Raw genomic sequence first — 17,514 nt, 5'->3', positions numbered from 1 at the left:
GTATTAGACGTCCGGCACGTTGTGCAGCCTTAAGCCGAACTGGCCCTTCGTTGCCCCCGCATCGCCACTTCCTGCCGCCAGGCAGACGCATAGCTCGCCATGTCTTCGGCCTGGTCGGGCAAAGCCCAGCCCCGGGAAACGGGTGGTTCGGCAGAAGACATGCAAAGCAATGCCGCCCCGACCGACGTGCCCGTCGCGTTTCGCGCAATCTCGACGCCATCGCCACGAAGCACGGCCAGCATATCGAGGAAATCGGTATTGCGGGCAAATGGCCCCTCGATGATTGTCGGTCCCCTGGCGCCGATCAAGGTGAGACAGGTGTCCGTCATCAGCGCAAGATAATAGGAGAGCGCCGCGATTTTCTCTCTTTCGCTTTCGACCCGCCCGCGCCAGGCCATCTCGCCTTTCTGGAAAGGACCGGAGCCCGGCTCGACAGGGGGAAGAATCATCGTTTTGCCCAGCAGGACCCTGCGGCGTTCCTCCTCTGTCGGGCAGGCGGTGCTGCCGCAACTGATCAACTCGTATTCCCGCCCGCCCATGAAACGGGCCGAGGGCACGGGCTGCCCAAGCGCGTTCACGTTCACCAGCATGTCGCGCGCGGGATCCATCCCGACCGCGTCGCCGCCGACGGCCATCGCGACGACCCAAGTTCCCGTCGAGACGACCGCAAAGGGGGGCTCTCGGCCCTGGACATGGGAAAAAAGAGAAGCGTTGCTGTCATGGATGCCGACGGCGACCGGCGTTCCGGTTGGTATGCCCGTATGCGCCGACACGCTGGGACAGAGCCCGCCCAGCACCTCGGTCGCGCGGCGCGGCGGCGCCATCTTCCGGGCAAGGCCAAGGCGCTCGACCAATGGGGAAAACCGACCGTGCCATGGATCCCACAGATCCGTATGGCAGCCCAGTGAGCTCATGTCGCAGGCAAGGACGCCTGTCAGTCGCCAGCCCCAATATTGCGGATAGGTCACGATATGGGCGACCCGCTCGGCAAGTCCGGGGAAGGTCTTCAGCATCCAGTGAAGCTGTGCGCCAAGGTTCAGGCCCATCGGAAGACGCGGCGAGCCCGTCTCGTGGAAATCTGGCCTGATCTTGTCATATTCTGCGTATGCATCCTCGGGGCCGGGATGTTCATAGTCGAGCATCGGGACAGCAAGCGAGCCCGTGTCATCCAGCAGTACCGCCGCCGCGCCATGCGTCGTGACCGAGATCGCGTCAATGCCGAATTCCGCATGAAAACTGGCGAGATGGGCTGTGAAGAACTGCCACAGCCCCTGGATATCCGCGTGGGGCCAGGGCGGGCCGGGCAAGGGGCGGTTTGGTCGGGTGACGACCGCGACTTCGGTCAGATTTTCAGCTTCGACAAGTGCGAGCTTGGCATTGGTCTTGCCGATATCGATGACCGCGACATGCTTCATGGCAGATGGAACATCCTTATCAGCGGCACCGCCACAGGTTCGTTGTCGGGATGGGTCTGCATGATGTCGGCCATATGGGCCCACCAGCGCCGCATGACGGGATGGGATGGCAGGTCGTCCATGCGGTGATCGTCATCGCGCCAAAGGATGCCGAAAAGGGCGTTTGTCTCTGGGTCGAGATGGATTGAGTAATTCCTGATCCCCGCCTCCTGCAGAAGCACGACCAGTTCGGGCCAGATCTCATCATGGCGACGGCGGTATTCATTGGCCATTCCGGGCTTCAGCATCATGCGAAATGCGTATTGCTGCATCACGCCCTCCTGGTCATGGACCACAGACGCGGGATCGCGATCACCGCGATCAAGAGCGCCCCGACGATGATGGACATCACGATGCCTGGCACGTTGAGCAGACCAAGCCCGAATGTCACCAGCCCCATCACGAAGGCAGCCAGCACCACACCGGCAATCGATCCCGACCCGCCCAGGATGCTGACACCGCCCAGCACGACGATCGTGACGACCTCGAGCTCGAAGCCCGAGGCGATCGAGGGCCGCGTCGATCCAAGGCGCGAGGTCAGGCAGACCGAAGCGATGCCGCTCATCAACCCGGTCAGCAGGAACAGGATGAACCGGATGCGGTCGACGCGGATCCCCGAAAAGCGCGCAGCGGTCGCATTGTTGCCGATGGCATAGACCATGCGCCCAAAGCTCGTTCGGTGCAGCAGGATGCCGAAGATAAGCGCCGCGATCGCAAAGATCACCAGCTCGACGGTGATGACCCAGAAGACGTAGCCCTGACCGAACCAGGCGAAGCTTGACGGGTAACCGGTGAAGGCACCGTCGCCCAGGGCGATATAGCTGATGCCGCGAAACAGGCTCATCGTGCCGATCGTGACCACGATCGAGGGCAGGCCGAACCGCGCGACCAGAAGGCCGTTGAATGCCCCGCAAGCCACGCCCGTGCCAAGCCCAAGCAGAACCAGCAGTGGCGTCGACGCACCCGCCGCCATGGCCGCACCCATGACAGTCGAAGAAAGCGCGATGATCGAACCAACGGACAGGTCGATTTCACCTGCCACGATGAGCATCGCCATGGCGAACGCGATCATCGCCTTTTCGGTGAAGTTGTAGCTCGCATCTGAAAGGTTCCACGGATCGAGGAAATAGGGCGAGGCCAGGGTGTTCAGGATGAAGATCGCGATGGCCACGATCAGCAGAAGCGCCTCCCAGCTTTTCAGCGCGCGGGATGCCGGGCTGCTCAGGCGGTCGGGGATCTGGCGTCCGGTCAAGGCGGTCATGTCCGATGTCCTGCCTGTTTCAGGATGATGCGGCCAGGTATGCGTTGGCTGGTGGCGTTGAATGCAATCGCGATCAGAATTGCCGAACCCGAGATCGCCATCTGCCAGAAGGGCGAAATGCCGACGACCGGAAGCGCGTTCTTGATGATACCCAGGAACAATGCCCCCATGACCGCACCTGCCACCGTCCCTGCCCCGCCTGCGATGGCGATGCCGCCGATGACGCAGGCCGCGACCACGTCCAGTTCGAACCCACCCGCGATGTCGACATAGGCCACGGCGTATCGCGCGACCCAGAGATATCCCGTGAGGCCTGCCAGAGCCCCCGCCAGAACGAATGCCGCAAATTGGCTACGCCCGACCGAAATGCCCGCATAGATCGCGGCATGCGGATTGCCGCCGACTGCATAGAAGGCGCGGCCCAGTGCGGTTCGAGTCATCAGGAGCGCGACAAGCGCGATGGCTGCGATTGCGATCCAGGCCATGATCGGCAAACCTGCAAGCACGTGACGCGGGAAGGCCTTGAAACCCGACGTCATCTGGTGGGCATTGATCCATGCCCCGCCGGTCATCAGGAAGATCGTGCCGCGATAGATGGTCATGGTCCCAAGCGTCACCACGATCGACGGAATCCCGAGCCGCCAGACCAGAAGGCCGTTGATCGCCCCGAGGCTTGCGCCAAGTCCAATGACTGCGAGCAGGATCAGAGGCAAGGGCACCCCCGCCCCGTTCATCAGTGCCGCGACCATTCCACAAAACGCAAGGTTCGCCGCAACCGAAAGATCTATGCATTTCGTGAGGATCACGGCCATCTGGCCGAGCGCAAGCAGGATAAGCGGTGCCGTATCGGTAAATACCCGCGCGAGGTTGGACGGCCGGACAAAGCCCGGAAAGCGGCTGGCGATGACGCCAAGCAACACAACGATGGCCAGCGCTAGAATGGCTTCGCGAGATTTCAGATACCTCATGCCGCGACCTCCGGCGCAGAACCGGAAATGCCGACCGCGGCACGCACGAGGTTCTCGGGGGTCATGGCCGGGCCTTCGAACTCACCGGCGATGCGCCCCTCACGCATGACGATCACACGGTCGGACATGCCCACAACCTCGGGGATCTCGCTGCTGACCATGATGACAGACAGACCTTGCGCGGCAAGCTCGGACATGAAGTCATGAACGGCAGCCTTCGACCCGATATCGATCCCCTTGGTCGGCTCGTCGAGGATGATGACGCGGGGCCGGGTCGCGAGCCATTTCGCGATCACGACCTTTTGCTGGTTTCCCCCGGACAGCAGCGCCACGTCCTGATCTAGGCTCGCCGCCCGCAGATCAAGCCGCTGGGTATATTCGCGGGCGAGCGCGAATTCCTGCGTCAGACGCAGAAAACCGGCGCGACCTGTGCGCGCAAGCGACGGCAGCGTCACGTTCTGGAAGATAGGCAACCCCTTGACCGCGCCCTGCTTGCCGCGATCCTCGGGGACATAGACGATGCCCGCATCAACGGCCTGCGCCGTAGATCGGATCACACGGACCTTCCCGTCGATCCGACAGGCCCCGCGCGAAGGTCGGGTGATCCCGAACAGGGCCTGCATCAGCTCGGACCGTCCCGCGCCGACCAGACCGTAGAAACCCAGGATCTCGCCCTTGTGCAGGGTGAAGTTGATATCGGCAAATTCCGTCGGATGGCCGTAGCCCACGACCTTCAGAACCTCGCCCCCGATCTCGGCCGGGCGCTTGGGGTAGATTTGGTCGACCGAGCGGCCGACCATCATCCTGACCAGATCGGCTTCGTCGACATCCGCGATACGTCCTTCTCCGACGAATTGCCCATCCCGGAAGACAGTCCAGCGATCGGCGATGCGAAAGATCTCGTCGAACTTGTGGCTGATGAAGAGGATCGCCTTGCCCTGTGCCTTCAGCTTTTCGACCAGCTCGTAAAGCTCACCGATTTCCTTGTGCGAAAGGGCTGCTGTCGGCTCGTCCATGATGACGACTCGCGCATCGACCGAGAGCGCGCGCGCGATCGCGACCAGATGCTTGCTGGCGATGCCCAGATCGCGCAGCCGTGTGGCCGGATCAAGATCGGCACCGATCCCGCCAAGGATCTCGCGTGCGCGCTCACGCATGGCACGGCGATCGATCAGCCCGAACCTTGTGCGGGGGGCATGCCCGATGAAGATATTCTCGGCCACCGTAAGCTCGTCGAACAGCACTGTTTCCTGATGAATTGCGGTGACGCCCGCGTGAGCCGCCGCCTGGGCCGAAGGCAGGTGAACCGGTTCCCCGTCCAGAAGGATTTCCCCCTCATCGGGGTGATAGATCCCGGTCAGGATCTTGACGATGGTCGATTTGCCGGCCCCGTTCTCGCCGACAAGTGCGGTCACCTGGCCGGAAAACAGATCCAGTTGCACGCCGTCAAGGGCGCGCACGCCGGGGAATGTCTTGACGATGCCGCGCAGCGACAGCACCGCTTCGGTGCCATCCTGCGGCCGATTTCCAGCCTGCATATTCGGGTCCTCGGGAAATGGGCCCCGGCGCGACTTGCACGCCGGGGATCGCTCTGGCAGGGATCAGAAGATCGAGCTGAACTCGTCGATATTGCTTTCGTCGTAGACGAACGGATCGGCCATCGCCGCCTCGTTATTGTCGTCAAGCGTGATATCACCCATGCGTCCGATCGAGATCTTGGCGCCCGGCTCGGCCTTGGCGTCACCCTTGGCCAGATGATAGGCCGCCATCGTGGCGGAATAGCCCAGATCGATGGGGTTCCAAATGGCAAAAGACTTCGAGGCGCCCGATTTCACATGCCCTGCCATTTCCGATGGCAGGCCCAGCCCGGTCACATTCACCGCCCCAACCTTGCCCGCATCCGTTACGGCCTGAGCGGCCGCGACGATCCCGACCGAGGTCGGCGCAATGATCGCCTTGAGATCCGGATAGGTCTGCATCAGGCCCTGCGCCTCGCGGTAGGACTTGTCGGCAAGATCGTCGCCATAGACCGTGCCTACAACCTTGACCTTGGGATAATTGCCCTCGACCTTCTTCATTTCCTCGATCCATGTGTTCTGGTTCGTCGAGGTAGAGGTAGCGGAAAGGACCGCGACCTCTCCGCCATCAGGCAGGTTGTCGGCGGCAAGCTTGATGATCATGTTGCCGATCAGCGGTGACGAGGACGGGTTCAGGTGCATCTGCCGCCCTTCGGGGGCAACTCCGGAATCCCAGCTGATGACGGTGATCCCGCGATCCATCGCCTTTTTCAGCGTAGGCACCAGTGCGTCGGTATCATTGGCGCTGACGGCGATCGCATCCACCTTCTGCGCGATCAGGCTGTTGATCACCTCGATTTGGCCTTCGGCAGTCGTGTCTGTCGGACCGGTATAGATGATCTTGACGTCGCCGAGTTCCTTTGCGGCTTCTTCGGCCCCCTTGTTGGCGGCTTCGAAAAAGCCGATCCCCAATGCCTTGACGACAAGTGCGATCCGCATTTCCTCGGCATGGGCCGTACCGGCCATCAATGCCGAGGCCATGGCGGCCGTCGTCAGGACCTTTCTCAGAATGCTCATGTCTTCCTCCCCTGTGAGCGATGTCGCGCGTCACTCCTCCTGCGCGCGGTTCCTTCGGTCGTTCGTGCCCTTTTCGGCCACGATCAGACGGATCTCGGCCGCCTCAAGCATCTGTGCGGCGCGATCCTCGATGCCGTCATCGGTGATGACGGTATGAATGCGGTTCAACGGACAGAGCAGAAGGCTTGAGCGCTGGCGAAATTTCGAACTGTCCGCCAGGACGACCAGCTCATCCGCCTGATCGATCAGTTTCTGTTCGGCCTGAACCAGCAATGGGTCCCCTTCCATCAGGCCCAGCGGCCCCAGCCCGCGGCATCCCATGAACATGCGACGTGCATAGAAGTGATTGCTGCCATCCTCATCGAATGGCGACAGGATGATGTTCTGCTCTCGGTAGATCGCGCCGGCCGGCACGAGGACCGTGTTCTTCGATTGCTTCAGCAGGTGCTCCGCGATCGGGAAGCTGTTGGTGAAGACCTGCAGCCGTTTGGTGGTCAGAGGATGAACCATCTGGAACGTCGTCGTTCCGCCATTGATGATGATCGGATCACCGTCCTCGCACAGATCGACGGCCGCCTGAGCGATTGCGCGTTTCTGAGCGATATTGATCGTCTGATTGACCGCGAAGGGACGGGCGTTGATTCCCACGAATTGCGGTGGCGCGATGGCTTCCGCCCCGCCCCGCACCCGGCGCAGCTTCTTGGATACATGAAGCTGCGCGATATCGCGTCGCACTGTCGCCTCGGAAGCGCCGGTCAGCGCGCAGAGATCTGCGACGGTCACGACCGGTCGTTCCTGCACTGCAGACAAGATGATGCGGTGACGTTCCGTTTCCAGCATGGCTTCCTCTTCCCGGAACAATGATTTCCATCAACTTCAAGCAATGTCAATCAACATTGATCGAGTGACGACTTTCTGCAGGTGCAAAATGATCGGTTTTGATTGTTTGTGATTGACCATGGCGGGATTTCCAGTGTATCGCCCGAAAGGGAGGCGCGGAGACGTGCCGGATGAGGGAGGCATCCATGACCATTACCCTGATGGGCAACCGGTTGGAGAACCTGTGGGACGACGCCAAGGCCGCGTCGATGAGCGAATCGGAAAAGTTGCTTTATCGCTCGAACCTGCTGGGCTCGGACAAACGCGTGACCAATTATGGCGGGGGCAATACCTCGGCAAAAGTCATGGAGCTCGATCCATTGACCGGCGAGCAGACCGAGGTGCTGTGGGTCAAGGGCTCGGGCGGCGATATCGGTTCCATGAAAATGGACGGTTTCGCCACACTTTACATGGATAAGCTCCAAACGCTGAAAGGCAAGTATCGCGGTGTCGAATTCGAGGATGAAATGGTGGGCTATCTCCCTCATTGCACCTTCGCGCTGAACCCGCGGGCGGCTTCGATCGATACTCCGCTGCACGCCTATGTGCCAAGGAAGCATGTCGACCACGTGCATTCGGATGCAATCATCGCGATTGCCGCCTCGGTCAACTCGCGTGAGTTGACGACCGAGATTTTTGGCGACGAGATCGGCTGGCTTCCGTGGAAGAAGCCCGGCTATGAACTGGGCCTGTGGCTTGAGAAATTCGCGACCGAGAACCCCGGTGCCAAGGGCTGCGTGCTCGAAAGCCACGGCCTGTTCACCTGGGCCGACGACGCCAAGGAGTGCTATCTGACCACGCTTGAAATCATCAATCGGGCATCCGCCTGGCTGGATGGGCGGACTGCCGGGAAAACCGCTTTCGGCGGAGAAAAGCTTCCCTCCCTGCCCCCGGAACAGCGGCGGGAGATCGCCGCGCGGCTGATGCCGGTCATTCGCGGACTGATCTCGAAGGAAGGGTACAAGGTCGGCCATTATGACGATCAGGCCGCGGTGCTGGCGTTCGTCGGATCAAGCATGCTCGGCACGCTCGCACCATTGGGAACATCCTGCCCGGATCATTTTCTGCGCACCAAGATCCGCCCGCTGGTGGTCGACTTCGACCCGTCGAGGCCGGATCTTGACGCCACCATCGCTGGGCTGGAAAAGGCGATCGCGGATTACCGCGACGACTACGCGGCCTATTACGGACGCTGCAAACGAGCCGACAGCCCTGCCCTTCGCGACCCGAACGCGGTGGTCTACCTTGTACCGGGTGTGGGCATGATCACCTTTGCGCTCGACAAGGCGACGGCGCGGATCTCGGGCGAATTCTATGTGAACGCGATCAACGTCATGCGCGGGGCCAGCACGGTCGGCACCTATCAGGGCCTGCCCGAGCAGGAAGCCTTCGACATCGAATACTGGTTGCTTGAAGAAGCGAAGCTGCAGCGCTTGCCCAAGCCGAAAGCCCTGGCCGGACGCGTGGCGCTGGTAACCGGCGGCGCCGGCGGGATCGGGGCCGCCACGGCCGAGCGTTTCCTGCGCGAAGGCGCCTGCGTCATGCTGGCAGACATCGACGCGCAGGCGCTGGACGAGACGCATGGCGCACTGGTCGCGCGATATGGCAAGGATGTCGTTCGCAGTGTGCAGATGAACGTCACCGACGAAAACCAGGTTGCCCGCGCCTATGCGGAACTGGCGGTGGAATTCGGCGGCCTCGACATTCTCGTCTCGAACGCGGGTATCGCGTCCTCCGCCCCGATCGAAGAGACGTCTCTGGCGCTCTGGAACAAGAACATGGACATCCTGTCCACCGGATATTTTCTGGTCAGCCGCGAGGCATTCCGTGTGCTGCGGGCACAGGATATCGGTGGTTCGGTCATCTTCGTTGCCTCGAAGAACGGGCTCGCTGCCAGCCCGAACGCCTCGGCTTACTGCACCGCGAAGGCGGCCGAGATCCATCTTGCCCGCTGCCTTGCGCTAGAAGGCGCGGGTGCCGGCATTCGCGTGAACGTGGTGAACCCCGATGCCGTCCTGCGCGGCTCTCGCATCTGGCAGGGCGATTGGCTGGATCAGCGCGCCTCGACCTATGGCACGGACAAGGCGGGGCTCGAGGAGATGTATCGCCAGCGCTCGATGCTCAAGCGCGCGGTGCTGCCCGAGGATATCGCCGAAGGAGCCTATTTCTTCGCGTCTGACCTGGCGGCCAAGTCGACGGGCAATATCCTCAATGTCGATGCCGGAAACGTCCAGGCCTTCACGAGGTAAGCCATGATCGAAGAAAGCATGATCGAGGCCGCGAACGCGACCCTTGAAGCCGACCTCGATGCCGATTACGCGGGGCTTGGCGCACGCCTCGCACGTCGTGGCGTTGATATCGAGAAGCTGACGGCGCGCGCCATGTCCTTTGGCGTGGCGATCCCCAGCTGGGGAACGGGCACGGGTGGCACCCGCTTTGCCAGGTTTCCCGGCGCGGGCGAGCCGCGCGGGATCATGGACAAGCTGGACGATTGTGGCGTCATCCACCAGCTTACCGGGGCAACGCCGAGGGTCAGCCTGCACATCCCCTGGGACAAGGCCGAGCCCGCCTTGCTGCTGGAAAAGGCCGAACAGGTAGGCCTTGGCTTTGACGCCATGAACTCGAACACGTTCCAGGACCAGCCAGACCAGCCAAAGAGCTACAAATTCGGCTCGCTTTCCCATACCGACGCCCTGACACGCAGCCAGGCCATCGAACACAACCTCGAATGCATCGAGATCGGCGAGGCAATTGGCTCGAAGGCCCTGACCGTCTGGATCGGAGACGGTTCCAACTTTCCGGGTCAGACGTCGCTGAGCCGTCAGTTCGAGCGCTATCTCGACTCGATGAAGGCGATCTATTCCGGCCTGCCCGATGACTGGCACATCTTTTCCGAGCACAAGATCTATGAGCCGGCCTTTTATTCGACCGTGGTGCAGGACTGGGGCACAAGCCTGATGACGGCGCAGGAACTCGGCCCCAAGGCGCAATGCCTGGTCGATCTGGGCCACCACGCACCTAACGTGAATATCGAGATGATCGTCTCACGCCTGATCCGTGCGGGCAAGCTGGGTGGATTTCATTTCAACGATAGCAAGTATGGCGACGACGATCTGGACAGTGGCACGATCGAGCCCTTCCGGCTGTTCCTCGTCTTCAACGAGCTGGTCGAGCTCGAGGACACGCCCGGCCTGGATCTCGCCCACATGATCGACCAGAGCCATAACGTGACCGACCCGATCGAAAGCCTGATTGTCTCGGCCTGCGAGATCCAGCGTGCCTATGTCCAGGCATCACTGGTGGATCGCGAGGCGCTTGAGAGTTATCGCGAGGTGAATGATGCGCTGATGGCCGCCGCGACCCTTCGCGCCGGGTTCCGCACCGATGTCGAACCGATCCTGGCAATGGCCCGCCTGCGTGCGGGCGCCGCGATTGATCCCGTGGCATGCTATCGTCGTTCGGGATATCGCGCCCGCGTCGCCGAGAAGCGGCCGAAGGTCACGGGCAGCGGCGGCGGGATCGTCTGATTGATGGCGGCCGGGGGGCAGGGGTCGCCGCGACCGGATCGGTCCATGGGGGTCAGGCCGCGCGAATATGGTTTGGCCTGAAATAGGCTGGCGTGAAACCAAGGCTTTCCATGTTGCGATATGACGGGGCCGGTTCATCCCCTTCGGGGCGATTGGTTTCGGTCACGAGCCAGCGACAACCCATTTCGGCAGCGGCCTGCATCCGGAACAGCATCATGGCACGATGCATGCCCGAACGTCGGCTATCCGGAACGACAGAACCAAAGCCAAGCCAGGCCGTATCCGCGGCGTGATATAGCGCGCCGGTCGCGACCGGCCTGCCCTTGTCGTAGCCAAGGTAGCAATGCCAGCCTTTCTCTCCTGGCAGGGTGGCGAACAGGTCGTCGAGCGTCGCCGGGACCCCGAACCCTTGCCTGAGCGTCTGCACGAATAAGGCCATATCCTCGGGACCGATCTCGCGGATGTCCCGGTCCGGTCCGCGCAATGGCAAGTCATCCGAGCGGCGGATCATCTTGGCGAGTGTGTTCTGATGCCGCAGGCCCCGCCCCGCAAGATGATCGGCGAAACCGCGGGGGACGAGCTCACTGCAGAAGCTCACTCCGTAGGGTTGCCCCGCAGCTTCGAACCTGTCCAATTCGCCGTCGAGCCAAAGTGTATCGCCGACGCCGGTCAGACCGATACCCAGGACACGGTTGAAGAACCACCAGCCAAAGCCGGACGCATGCAGCGCAATGGCACCGTCACCGCTGCGCGCCCATGACAAGCCAAGCTGCTCGCGGGTGTTTTTGGGTGCAAGGGACCAGACACTTTCCCATGCCGATATCTCGGCGCGCTCACCGATCGGGATCAATCTGCTTTCGGAGAATTCCATGGGTCAGCCTCCCTCGCCAGGACGTCGGATAAGTGGCTCGCCTGCCTGCCAAGAGGTGGCGGGGCCGCACGGCAGGGAGCCGGTGGAGCGCCAAGCGGAAGACGCTGCCCTGTCGGAAATCCTCCCATGCCACCCGAAGATTCTAACCGATTTTCATTCCCTTCGCAGCATCGGCCTGCATGATTTTATGGATCACTTGGCAAGTTCGGTCCTGCCGCGATGCGTGGAGGACAAGGAAGCGCCATCAAGACCCAGCCACCGGTCGAGCGACAGCCGACCCGGCCCCCGCAAGGCAAGTGCAATGAGACAAGCGGCCCATGTCCCATGTGTGGGCCATGCCTCGGGATAGACAAATGTTTGGATCACCGCGGTCATCATGAGCAAGCCGAGGGCGGAAAAGCGCGTCGCAAGGCCAAGGATCAGAAGCACGGGCAGGGTGTGTTCGGCAATGGTTGCGGCAACCGCCGCCCAATGTGATGGGACAAGCGGCAAGGCATATTCGTGCTCGAACAGATACCAGGTGCTATCAGCGATGCTGAAGCCATCCACCTTGGTCCGGCCCGATGCAAAGAAGACCAACCCCGGAAACAGCCGCAGCGGCAGGGCCGCGACATCCCATGGCAGGTTTTCGACGAAGGCGTTGAAGCGGTTGAGGAGTCTCGCGATGGTCATCTTGGACCTCCTTCGCTTTCGGGCAGGACGAACGCGGCATAGCTCGCGAGCAGGCCCAGGATGCCCGACGGCTGATGACCAGCCTCGCGATCGGCGGCGGCAAGGGCCGCCTGCAGCAAGGACTTGCCATCTCTAAGTGTCTTCACGAAGGCTGCATCGCCGGGCGTGATCTGCAACAACCTCACGCGATCCCGGTAGTCACGCAGGATCAGCACGCTTTCGGGGCGGTCGGAAACAAGTCCCTGCGCCGTCTCACCGGGCTGGTTCGCTTGCCAGATGGAAAATACCGCGTGGCGGGATGCGAGCACCGCGACCGATGGATGCAGGCCGGGCGCGAAACTCGCGGGGTTGGTCGAAGCCCCCGCAAGCGCGTCCGGCGTCAGCCGGGGCATATCTGCCGCATGATAGGCGCGGCCCGAAAGCCATTCGAGACGTGCCACATCGGGCAGATAGGGCAAACCGGACAGGGGCGGAAAATCTGCCGCGAATTCAGGAAAGCCTTCCCCCCAATCCTGGAGGATGGGCGATCCGGGCGGATCGCTGCGCAGGTAATGCACCGCCATCGCCCGGAAGAACTCGGAACCGACAAGTCGCTCGACGACGGGAAAGCGGCGCGCAAGGGCCGAACTCAGCCCATGGACGACATTGTTGCGATAGACCGCAAACCTTGCCTTGGCCTCTTCGGCTGAGGCCGCGAGATTGGGCGGCGGCTCCTCTCCGGATAGAAGCTTTCGATGGAACTGCCGCGTGAATTCAGCATGCGCCAACACGGAGAGCCTCATCACAAGTTTCAAGGATTTGGTCTGCGCGCCGGGCCTCGGCCATCAGCACCGGGAAGTCGGGAACGTCATTGTCCCATTCGATCAAGGTGGGTTTCGGCCCGATTTGCGCGATGGTTTCCCTGTAAAGAGCCCAGACCGGGTCGGCGACGGGGCTCCCATGATCGTCGATCAGAAGCGGACCCGAGGGCAACGCTTCTTCGGCATGCCCGCCCAGATGGATCTCTCCCACCGCCTGCATCGGAAAATCGGCCAAATAGTGGCGCGGATCGGTGCGGAGATTGGCCGCCGAAACGAAGACATTGTTGATGTCCAGTAGCAGGCCGCAACCGGTCCGGCGCACCACCTCGGCAAGAAACCGGGTTTCGGGCAAGGTCGATTCCGCGAAGGTCACATAGCTGGACGGGTTTTCAAGCAGCATCCGGCAGCCAAGGCTCTGCTGCACTTCGTCAACATGGTCACAGACAATCGTGAGCGTCTCATCTGTATAGGGCAGTGGCAGAAGATCATTCAGATAGGCCCCTCCGTGGCTCGACCAGGCAAGATGCTCGGAGAAGCTTTCGGGATGGTATTCCTCGATCAGATGCCTGAGTCGCGCCAGATGTGCCCGATCAAGCGGGTCGGGACCGCCGATCGACAGGCCGACCCCGTGAAGAGAGATTTCGTAATCGGCCCGCAGCGCAGCCAACTGACGATGCGGCACCCCTCCGCCGCCCATGTAATTCTCGGCATGGACCTCGAAAAAGCCAAGATCGGGTCGGTGCGCGCGGATGTCGTCGAAATGCTCGGATTTGAAGCCGAGACCGGGGCGGGACTGCAGCGGCATGATCATCTCCATGAAAGGCAGGGACGGCCGGGGCCGAAGCCCCGGCGCCGGTTTCACATTTCCTTGGGCTCAAGCGAACCCATGCCGTTCGGGGTCTTGATTTCCGTGCAGGTGCCGGCGGGCACCAGTTTGAAGGCATTGCCCTGGTAGTCCTTGGTCGAGGTTCCGGCGCAGGTGGTGCCTGCACCGGCGGCGCAGTCGTTTTCACCCGCCATCGCGACACCGTAGCATTTCTCCATCGCGGTTTTTTCTTGCGCCTGCGCCGCGGCAGCCATTGTCAGCGCGGCGGCCAGCGCGGCGGTCAGGGTCAGGCCTTTGTCATAGATGGTCATCGGTCTCTCCATGTTGGTCAGCTGAAGACCTCGGCGGGTCCTCGAGAGATCCATTCGCCACGCAGGGTGAATACGTTACAGGCTTCACGAGAGCGTGTTCGTGGTTCGACGCAGATGGGCTGCGGCACCTTTTTTCGTCTGGCCCTGTAACATCTGCTAGGATCGCGCGAATGGACCCCGTGATGACGAGGCGTGAATCCGAATGGGCGGCGCTGATGCGTGCGGCCAATGCAGGGGACGGGCAAGCCTATGCCCGGCTTCTGAACGAGGTTGCGCCGGTCCTTCGTGGCATCGTCCGAAGCCGCGCCCGCGGCCAGCCGGCCGATCTGCATGAAGATGTCCTGCAAGAGATACTGATGGCCATTCACATCAAACGCCATACCTGGGACCCGCAATCCCCACTGCTGCCGTGGCTCTATGCGATCAGTCGTCACAAGGTGATCGACGCCTATCGGCGGCGGCGGCGCGAAGTCCATTTGCCGATCGAGGAGTTCTGCGATGCCTTCGCTGCACCGGAACAGGATGTCACTGCGGCCCGCGACAGCGCCCGACTGCTCGCCATGATCGACGCACGTTCTGCCGAGATCGTGCGGGCTATCGCGCTGAAGGGTGACAGCGCGGCCGAGGTCGGACAGCGCCTGACCATGTCGGAGGGCTCGGTTCGCGTCGCGCTGCATCGCGCGCTCGACCGGTTGTCCCGGCTGGCCGGTGGGAAAGGGGGTGCGCGATGAATACGGATGATCTGATCGCGCGGCTGGCTGCCGAACCGCCGCGTCCATCCTTCCAGCCGCAGCGGATCATGCTTGCGGTTCTAGGCGCGGTTGCGCTGGCTTGCGGCCTGTTTCTGGGTGTTGTCGGAATTCGCGACGATCTGTTCGATGCAATGTCCCATCCAGCGGTTCAGGCCAAGACGCTGCTTCCCTTCCTGATCTGCCTCGTCGCTCTGCCCCGGGCCATGAGGTCGGCGCGCCCCGAAGGGAACAGGCTGCCTTTTGCCGCATTGTCATGGCCCATAGGCGCTGCGATTGCATTGGGGATCTGGAGCTGGGTCACCCTGCCTTCATCCGCGCGGCTCGCCGAGATGACCATGCCCGCCATCGCGGAATGCGTCGGGCTTATTCTGCTGCTGACCAGCGCGCCGCTTGGCCTCGCCATATCAAGGCTGCGGTCAGGCGCCCCGACCCGGCCGCGCATGACGGGCGCTCTGGCCGGTCTTGGCGTCTCGGCGGCTGCAGCGACGGGCTATTCGCTTTTCTGCACGCAGGACAATCCGGTTTTCTTCGTCATCTGGTATGGCGCCGCCTTGCTTGTCGCGACCTTCGCCGGGGCATATGCGGGTGCGCATTGGCTAAGGTGGTGAATTTGCGGATGGCGGTTGTTCAAGTGCAGCGCGCCACCAGTTCTGTCTGAGCAAACCGAGCGGCATCCCACAGGCGCAGATAAAATTGCGCCCGTCCTTCGGCTGGACGGCTGTGTCATTTGGGGGCGTTTCAGGCGGCGAAATCAACGCGGTTCAGCCGCCGATGGCTATTCCTTCGCGACGCGGATCGGCCCCTCCCTCAAGGCCATCCGGGGTGATCGCGATGGCGTGGAGCCCGGAATTAAGCTCGGTTTCATTCACCTCGAACCCCAGATCGATCAGCGCCTGGGCAAGCCCTGCCGCATCGGTTCCGGCCTCAAGATCCACCGGGCCGAAACGTGAAAGAACATGCGGCGCCCCCAGCGCCCGTTGTACATTCATTCCCCAGTCAAGATAGGCAATGATCGACTGCGCGACATAGCCTATGATCCGGCTGCCGCCCGGAGAGCCGATCACGAGAACTGGCTTGCCGTCCTTCAACACGATGCTGGGGGACATCGAGGATCGCGGCCGCTTGCCCGGAGCAAGCGCATTGGCAATCGGATACCCCGCGTCATCATGCGTCCTGAAGCTGAAATCCGTCAGCTCGTTGTTCAGCAGGAAGCCCCGCACCATGACCCGCGAACCGAACCCGTTTTCGATGGTGGTGGTCATCGACAAGGCATTGCCTTCTGCATCGACGATCGAGATATGCGTGGTCGAGGGCAATTCCAGCGCCTCGTCCCTGCCCCATAGCATTGCATGGCTCCAACCCGGAGAGCCGGCACTGACTTCGGGCAGGCTGTCATCCCCGCCAAGCAGCTTGCCCCGCTCGGCCAGGTAGCCGGGCTCGAGCAAACCCTTGGTGGGCATGGGCACGAAATCGCTGTCAGCCATGTAGCGCTCACGGTCTGCAAAGGCCAAACGGGAGGCATCCGCGATCAGCCGCCAGCTTTCCGGATTTTCGGCTCCAAGCATGGCAAGATCGTATCCTTCGAGCATGCCGAGGATCTGCCCGACCGTCAGCCCCCCGGAAGAAGGCGGTCCCATTCCGCAGACCTCGTGTTCACGATAGGCGGCACAGACCGCAGGCCGTTCGATGACGCGGTATTGGGTCAGGTCCGACAGCGCCAGCATGCCGGGATTGTCCGTCGCGCCCCGCACCGCCGCAACGATGTCCTGGGCCACGGGACCCGAATAGAAGCCCTCGGCACCCTCGCTGCGCAAGACGCGCAAAACGTCCGCGTAAGCAGGGTTTTTCAACGTCGCCCCTTGGACGATCGGCTTGCCATCGGGAAAGAAATAGGCGGTCGTTTCCGGATAGCGCTGCAGATCCTCACCTTCTTCCGCAACCAGTTCCGCGAGACGGGGCGAAACGGCAAACCCGCCGTCGGCCAATTCGATCGCGTCATCAAAAAGCCCGGCCCAGTTCGATTTTCCCCAGCGGCGATGCGCGGCCTCAAGAAGCGCAGGGGTGCCGGGTGTGCCGACCGATCGCCCGCCGACCACGGCGTCCATGAACTTCAAGGGAGTGCCGCCTTCATCCTGAAACAGCGTCGGTCGCGCCGCCATCGGAGCCGTCTCGCGCGCGTCGAGCGTGGTCAGCTCGCCAGTTTGGGCGTCATACCAGACGAGAAAGGCCCCCCCGCCGAGCCCTGAACTTTGCGGCTCGACAAGTCCCAGGACCAGCTGGACGGCGACCATCGCATCGGCGGCGCTTCCTCCCGCATCAAGAATTCTCGCACCGGCCTGCACTGCAAGCGGATGGGCCGCGCTGATCATCCAGTCGGGTGCCTGAACCGGCGTTCCGTCTGATTTTGCTGCAATCGCGCGGCGCGTCCATTCCTCGAGATCTCCGAAGGCTTCCGGCGTGACCGCAAGTTCGCTTGCGGCTTCCGGGGCTACGGCATCGGTCGCCTGTTGCGCTTGGGCCTGCACCGCCATTGCACCCGCCAGGACGGCCAGGAAAATTCCGGCTCGTGACATTCTGCACTCCTCCGATCATCGCGGGC

General features: G+C 62.3%; 17 protein-coding genes. 4 read left to right on the top strand and 13 right to left on the bottom strand.

What is annotated here, in order from left to right; all coding sequences use genetic code 11:
* Nucleotides 1–29 precede the first annotated feature (29 nt).
* The 7 genes from RGQ15_RS15535 to RGQ15_RS15505 form a co-directional block, all read right to left on the bottom strand.
* The gene (locus tag RGQ15_RS15535; RefSeq protein WP_311161462.1) at nucleotides 30–1,415 is read right to left on the bottom strand and encodes an FGGY-family carbohydrate kinase; all 1,386 of its coding nucleotides are present in this window, start codon (nucleotides 1,413–1,415) and stop codon (nucleotides 30–32) included.
* Nucleotides 1,412–1,726, bottom strand: a complete 315-nt coding sequence (rhaM, locus tag RGQ15_RS15530) for an L-rhamnose mutarotase (protein ID WP_311161460.1) — start codon at nucleotides 1,724–1,726, stop codon at nucleotides 1,412–1,414. The genes RGQ15_RS15535 and rhaM overlap by 4 nt, the downstream gene beginning before the upstream one ends.
* Nucleotides 1,726–2,715 carry an ABC transporter permease gene (locus RGQ15_RS15525; RefSeq protein ID WP_311161458.1) on the bottom strand — a complete coding sequence of 330 codons (990 nt, stop codon included), beginning with the start codon at nucleotides 2,713–2,715 and terminating at the stop codon, nucleotides 1,726–1,728. Before RGQ15_RS15525 ends, rhaM begins: the two co-directional genes overlap by 1 nt.
* Nucleotides 2,712–3,683: an ABC transporter permease gene (locus RGQ15_RS15520; RefSeq protein WP_311161456.1), complete on the bottom strand. Its 972-nt coding sequence runs from the start codon at nucleotides 3,681–3,683 to the stop codon at nucleotides 2,712–2,714. Before RGQ15_RS15520 ends, RGQ15_RS15525 begins: the two co-directional genes overlap by 4 nt.
* Complete coding sequence (locus RGQ15_RS15515; protein ID WP_311161455.1) at nucleotides 3,680–5,221, bottom strand: sugar ABC transporter ATP-binding protein; 1,542 nt, start codon at nucleotides 5,219–5,221, stop codon at nucleotides 3,680–3,682. Before RGQ15_RS15515 ends, RGQ15_RS15520 begins: the two co-directional genes overlap by 4 nt.
* 63 nt (nucleotides 5,222–5,284) lie before the next feature.
* The gene (gene rhaS / locus RGQ15_RS15510; RefSeq protein WP_311161454.1) at nucleotides 5,285–6,277 is read right to left on the bottom strand and encodes a rhamnose ABC transporter substrate-binding protein; all 993 of its coding nucleotides are present in this window, start codon (nucleotides 6,275–6,277) and stop codon (nucleotides 5,285–5,287) included.
* 30 nt (nucleotides 6,278–6,307) lie between these two features.
* Nucleotides 6,308–7,117 carry a DeoR/GlpR family DNA-binding transcription regulator gene (locus RGQ15_RS15505; protein WP_311161453.1) on the bottom strand — a complete coding sequence of 270 codons (810 nt, stop codon included), beginning with the start codon at nucleotides 7,115–7,117 and terminating at the stop codon, nucleotides 6,308–6,310.
* A 185-nt stretch (nucleotides 7,118–7,302) separates the two neighbouring features.
* On the opposite strand from RGQ15_RS15505, the gene RGQ15_RS15500 reads away from it, so the two are divergent.
* Together RGQ15_RS15500 and rhaI are read left to right on the top strand one after the other, a co-directional pair.
* Nucleotides 7,303–9,405: a bifunctional rhamnulose-1-phosphate aldolase/short-chain dehydrogenase gene (locus RGQ15_RS15500; RefSeq protein ID WP_311161452.1), complete on the top strand. Its 2,103-nt coding sequence runs from the start codon at nucleotides 7,303–7,305 to the stop codon at nucleotides 9,403–9,405.
* Between the two features lie 3 nt (nucleotides 9,406–9,408).
* Entirely contained in the window at nucleotides 9,409–10,683 is a 1,275-nt protein-coding gene (rhaI, locus tag RGQ15_RS15495; RefSeq protein ID WP_311161451.1) for an L-rhamnose catabolism isomerase, read from the top strand.
* A gap of 52 nt (nucleotides 10,684–10,735) precedes the next feature.
* On the opposite strand, the gene RGQ15_RS15490 is transcribed toward rhaI, so the two are convergent.
* The 5 genes from RGQ15_RS15490 to RGQ15_RS15470 form a co-directional block, all read right to left on the bottom strand.
* The gene (locus RGQ15_RS15490) at nucleotides 10,736–11,554 is read right to left on the bottom strand and encodes a GNAT family N-acetyltransferase (protein ID WP_311161450.1); all 819 of its coding nucleotides are present in this window, start codon (nucleotides 11,552–11,554) and stop codon (nucleotides 10,736–10,738) included.
* A 192-nt stretch (nucleotides 11,555–11,746) separates the two neighbouring features.
* Complete coding sequence (locus RGQ15_RS15485) at nucleotides 11,747–12,226, bottom strand: DoxX family protein (protein WP_311161448.1); 480 nt, start codon at nucleotides 12,224–12,226, stop codon at nucleotides 11,747–11,749.
* Nucleotides 12,223–12,996 carry an HvfC/BufC N-terminal domain-containing protein gene (locus RGQ15_RS15480; protein ID WP_311161447.1) on the bottom strand — a complete coding sequence of 258 codons (774 nt, stop codon included), beginning with the start codon at nucleotides 12,994–12,996 and terminating at the stop codon, nucleotides 12,223–12,225. Before RGQ15_RS15480 ends, RGQ15_RS15485 begins: the two co-directional genes overlap by 4 nt.
* Entirely contained in the window at nucleotides 12,980–13,831 is an 852-nt protein-coding gene (bufB, locus tag RGQ15_RS15475; protein ID WP_311161445.1) for an MNIO family bufferin maturase, read from the bottom strand. Before bufB ends, RGQ15_RS15480 begins: the two co-directional genes overlap by 17 nt.
* 53 nt (nucleotides 13,832–13,884) lie before the next feature.
* Nucleotides 13,885–14,163: a BufA1 family periplasmic bufferin-type metallophore gene (locus tag RGQ15_RS15470; RefSeq protein ID WP_311161443.1), complete on the bottom strand. Its 279-nt coding sequence runs from the start codon at nucleotides 14,161–14,163 to the stop codon at nucleotides 13,885–13,887.
* Between the two features lie 182 nt (nucleotides 14,164–14,345).
* Between RGQ15_RS15470 and RGQ15_RS15465 the strand changes: the two genes are divergently transcribed.
* Together RGQ15_RS15465 and RGQ15_RS15460 are read left to right on the top strand one after the other, a co-directional pair.
* Entirely contained in the window at nucleotides 14,346–14,894 is a 549-nt protein-coding gene (locus tag RGQ15_RS15465; protein ID WP_311161442.1) for a sigma-70 family RNA polymerase sigma factor, read from the top strand.
* Nucleotides 14,891–15,523, top strand: coding sequence for a DUF1109 domain-containing protein (locus RGQ15_RS15460; RefSeq protein ID WP_311161441.1), 633 nt, complete (start codon nucleotides 14,891–14,893; stop codon nucleotides 15,521–15,523). Before RGQ15_RS15465 ends, RGQ15_RS15460 begins: the two co-directional genes overlap by 4 nt.
* 153 nt (nucleotides 15,524–15,676) lie before the next feature.
* Here the strand turns inward: RGQ15_RS15460 and ggt are convergent, their stop codons facing one another.
* Entirely contained in the window at nucleotides 15,677–17,488 is a 1,812-nt protein-coding gene (ggt, locus tag RGQ15_RS15455) for a gamma-glutamyltransferase (RefSeq protein ID WP_311161440.1), read from the bottom strand.
* Nucleotides 17,489–17,514 lie beyond the last annotated feature (26 nt).

Source organism: Paracoccus sp. MBLB3053 (assembly GCF_031822435.1).
Classification (GTDB): Bacteria; Pseudomonadota; Alphaproteobacteria; order Rhodobacterales; family Rhodobacteraceae; genus Paracoccus; species Paracoccus aurantius.
This window is presented reverse-complemented; position numbering and strand designations above follow the sequence as displayed.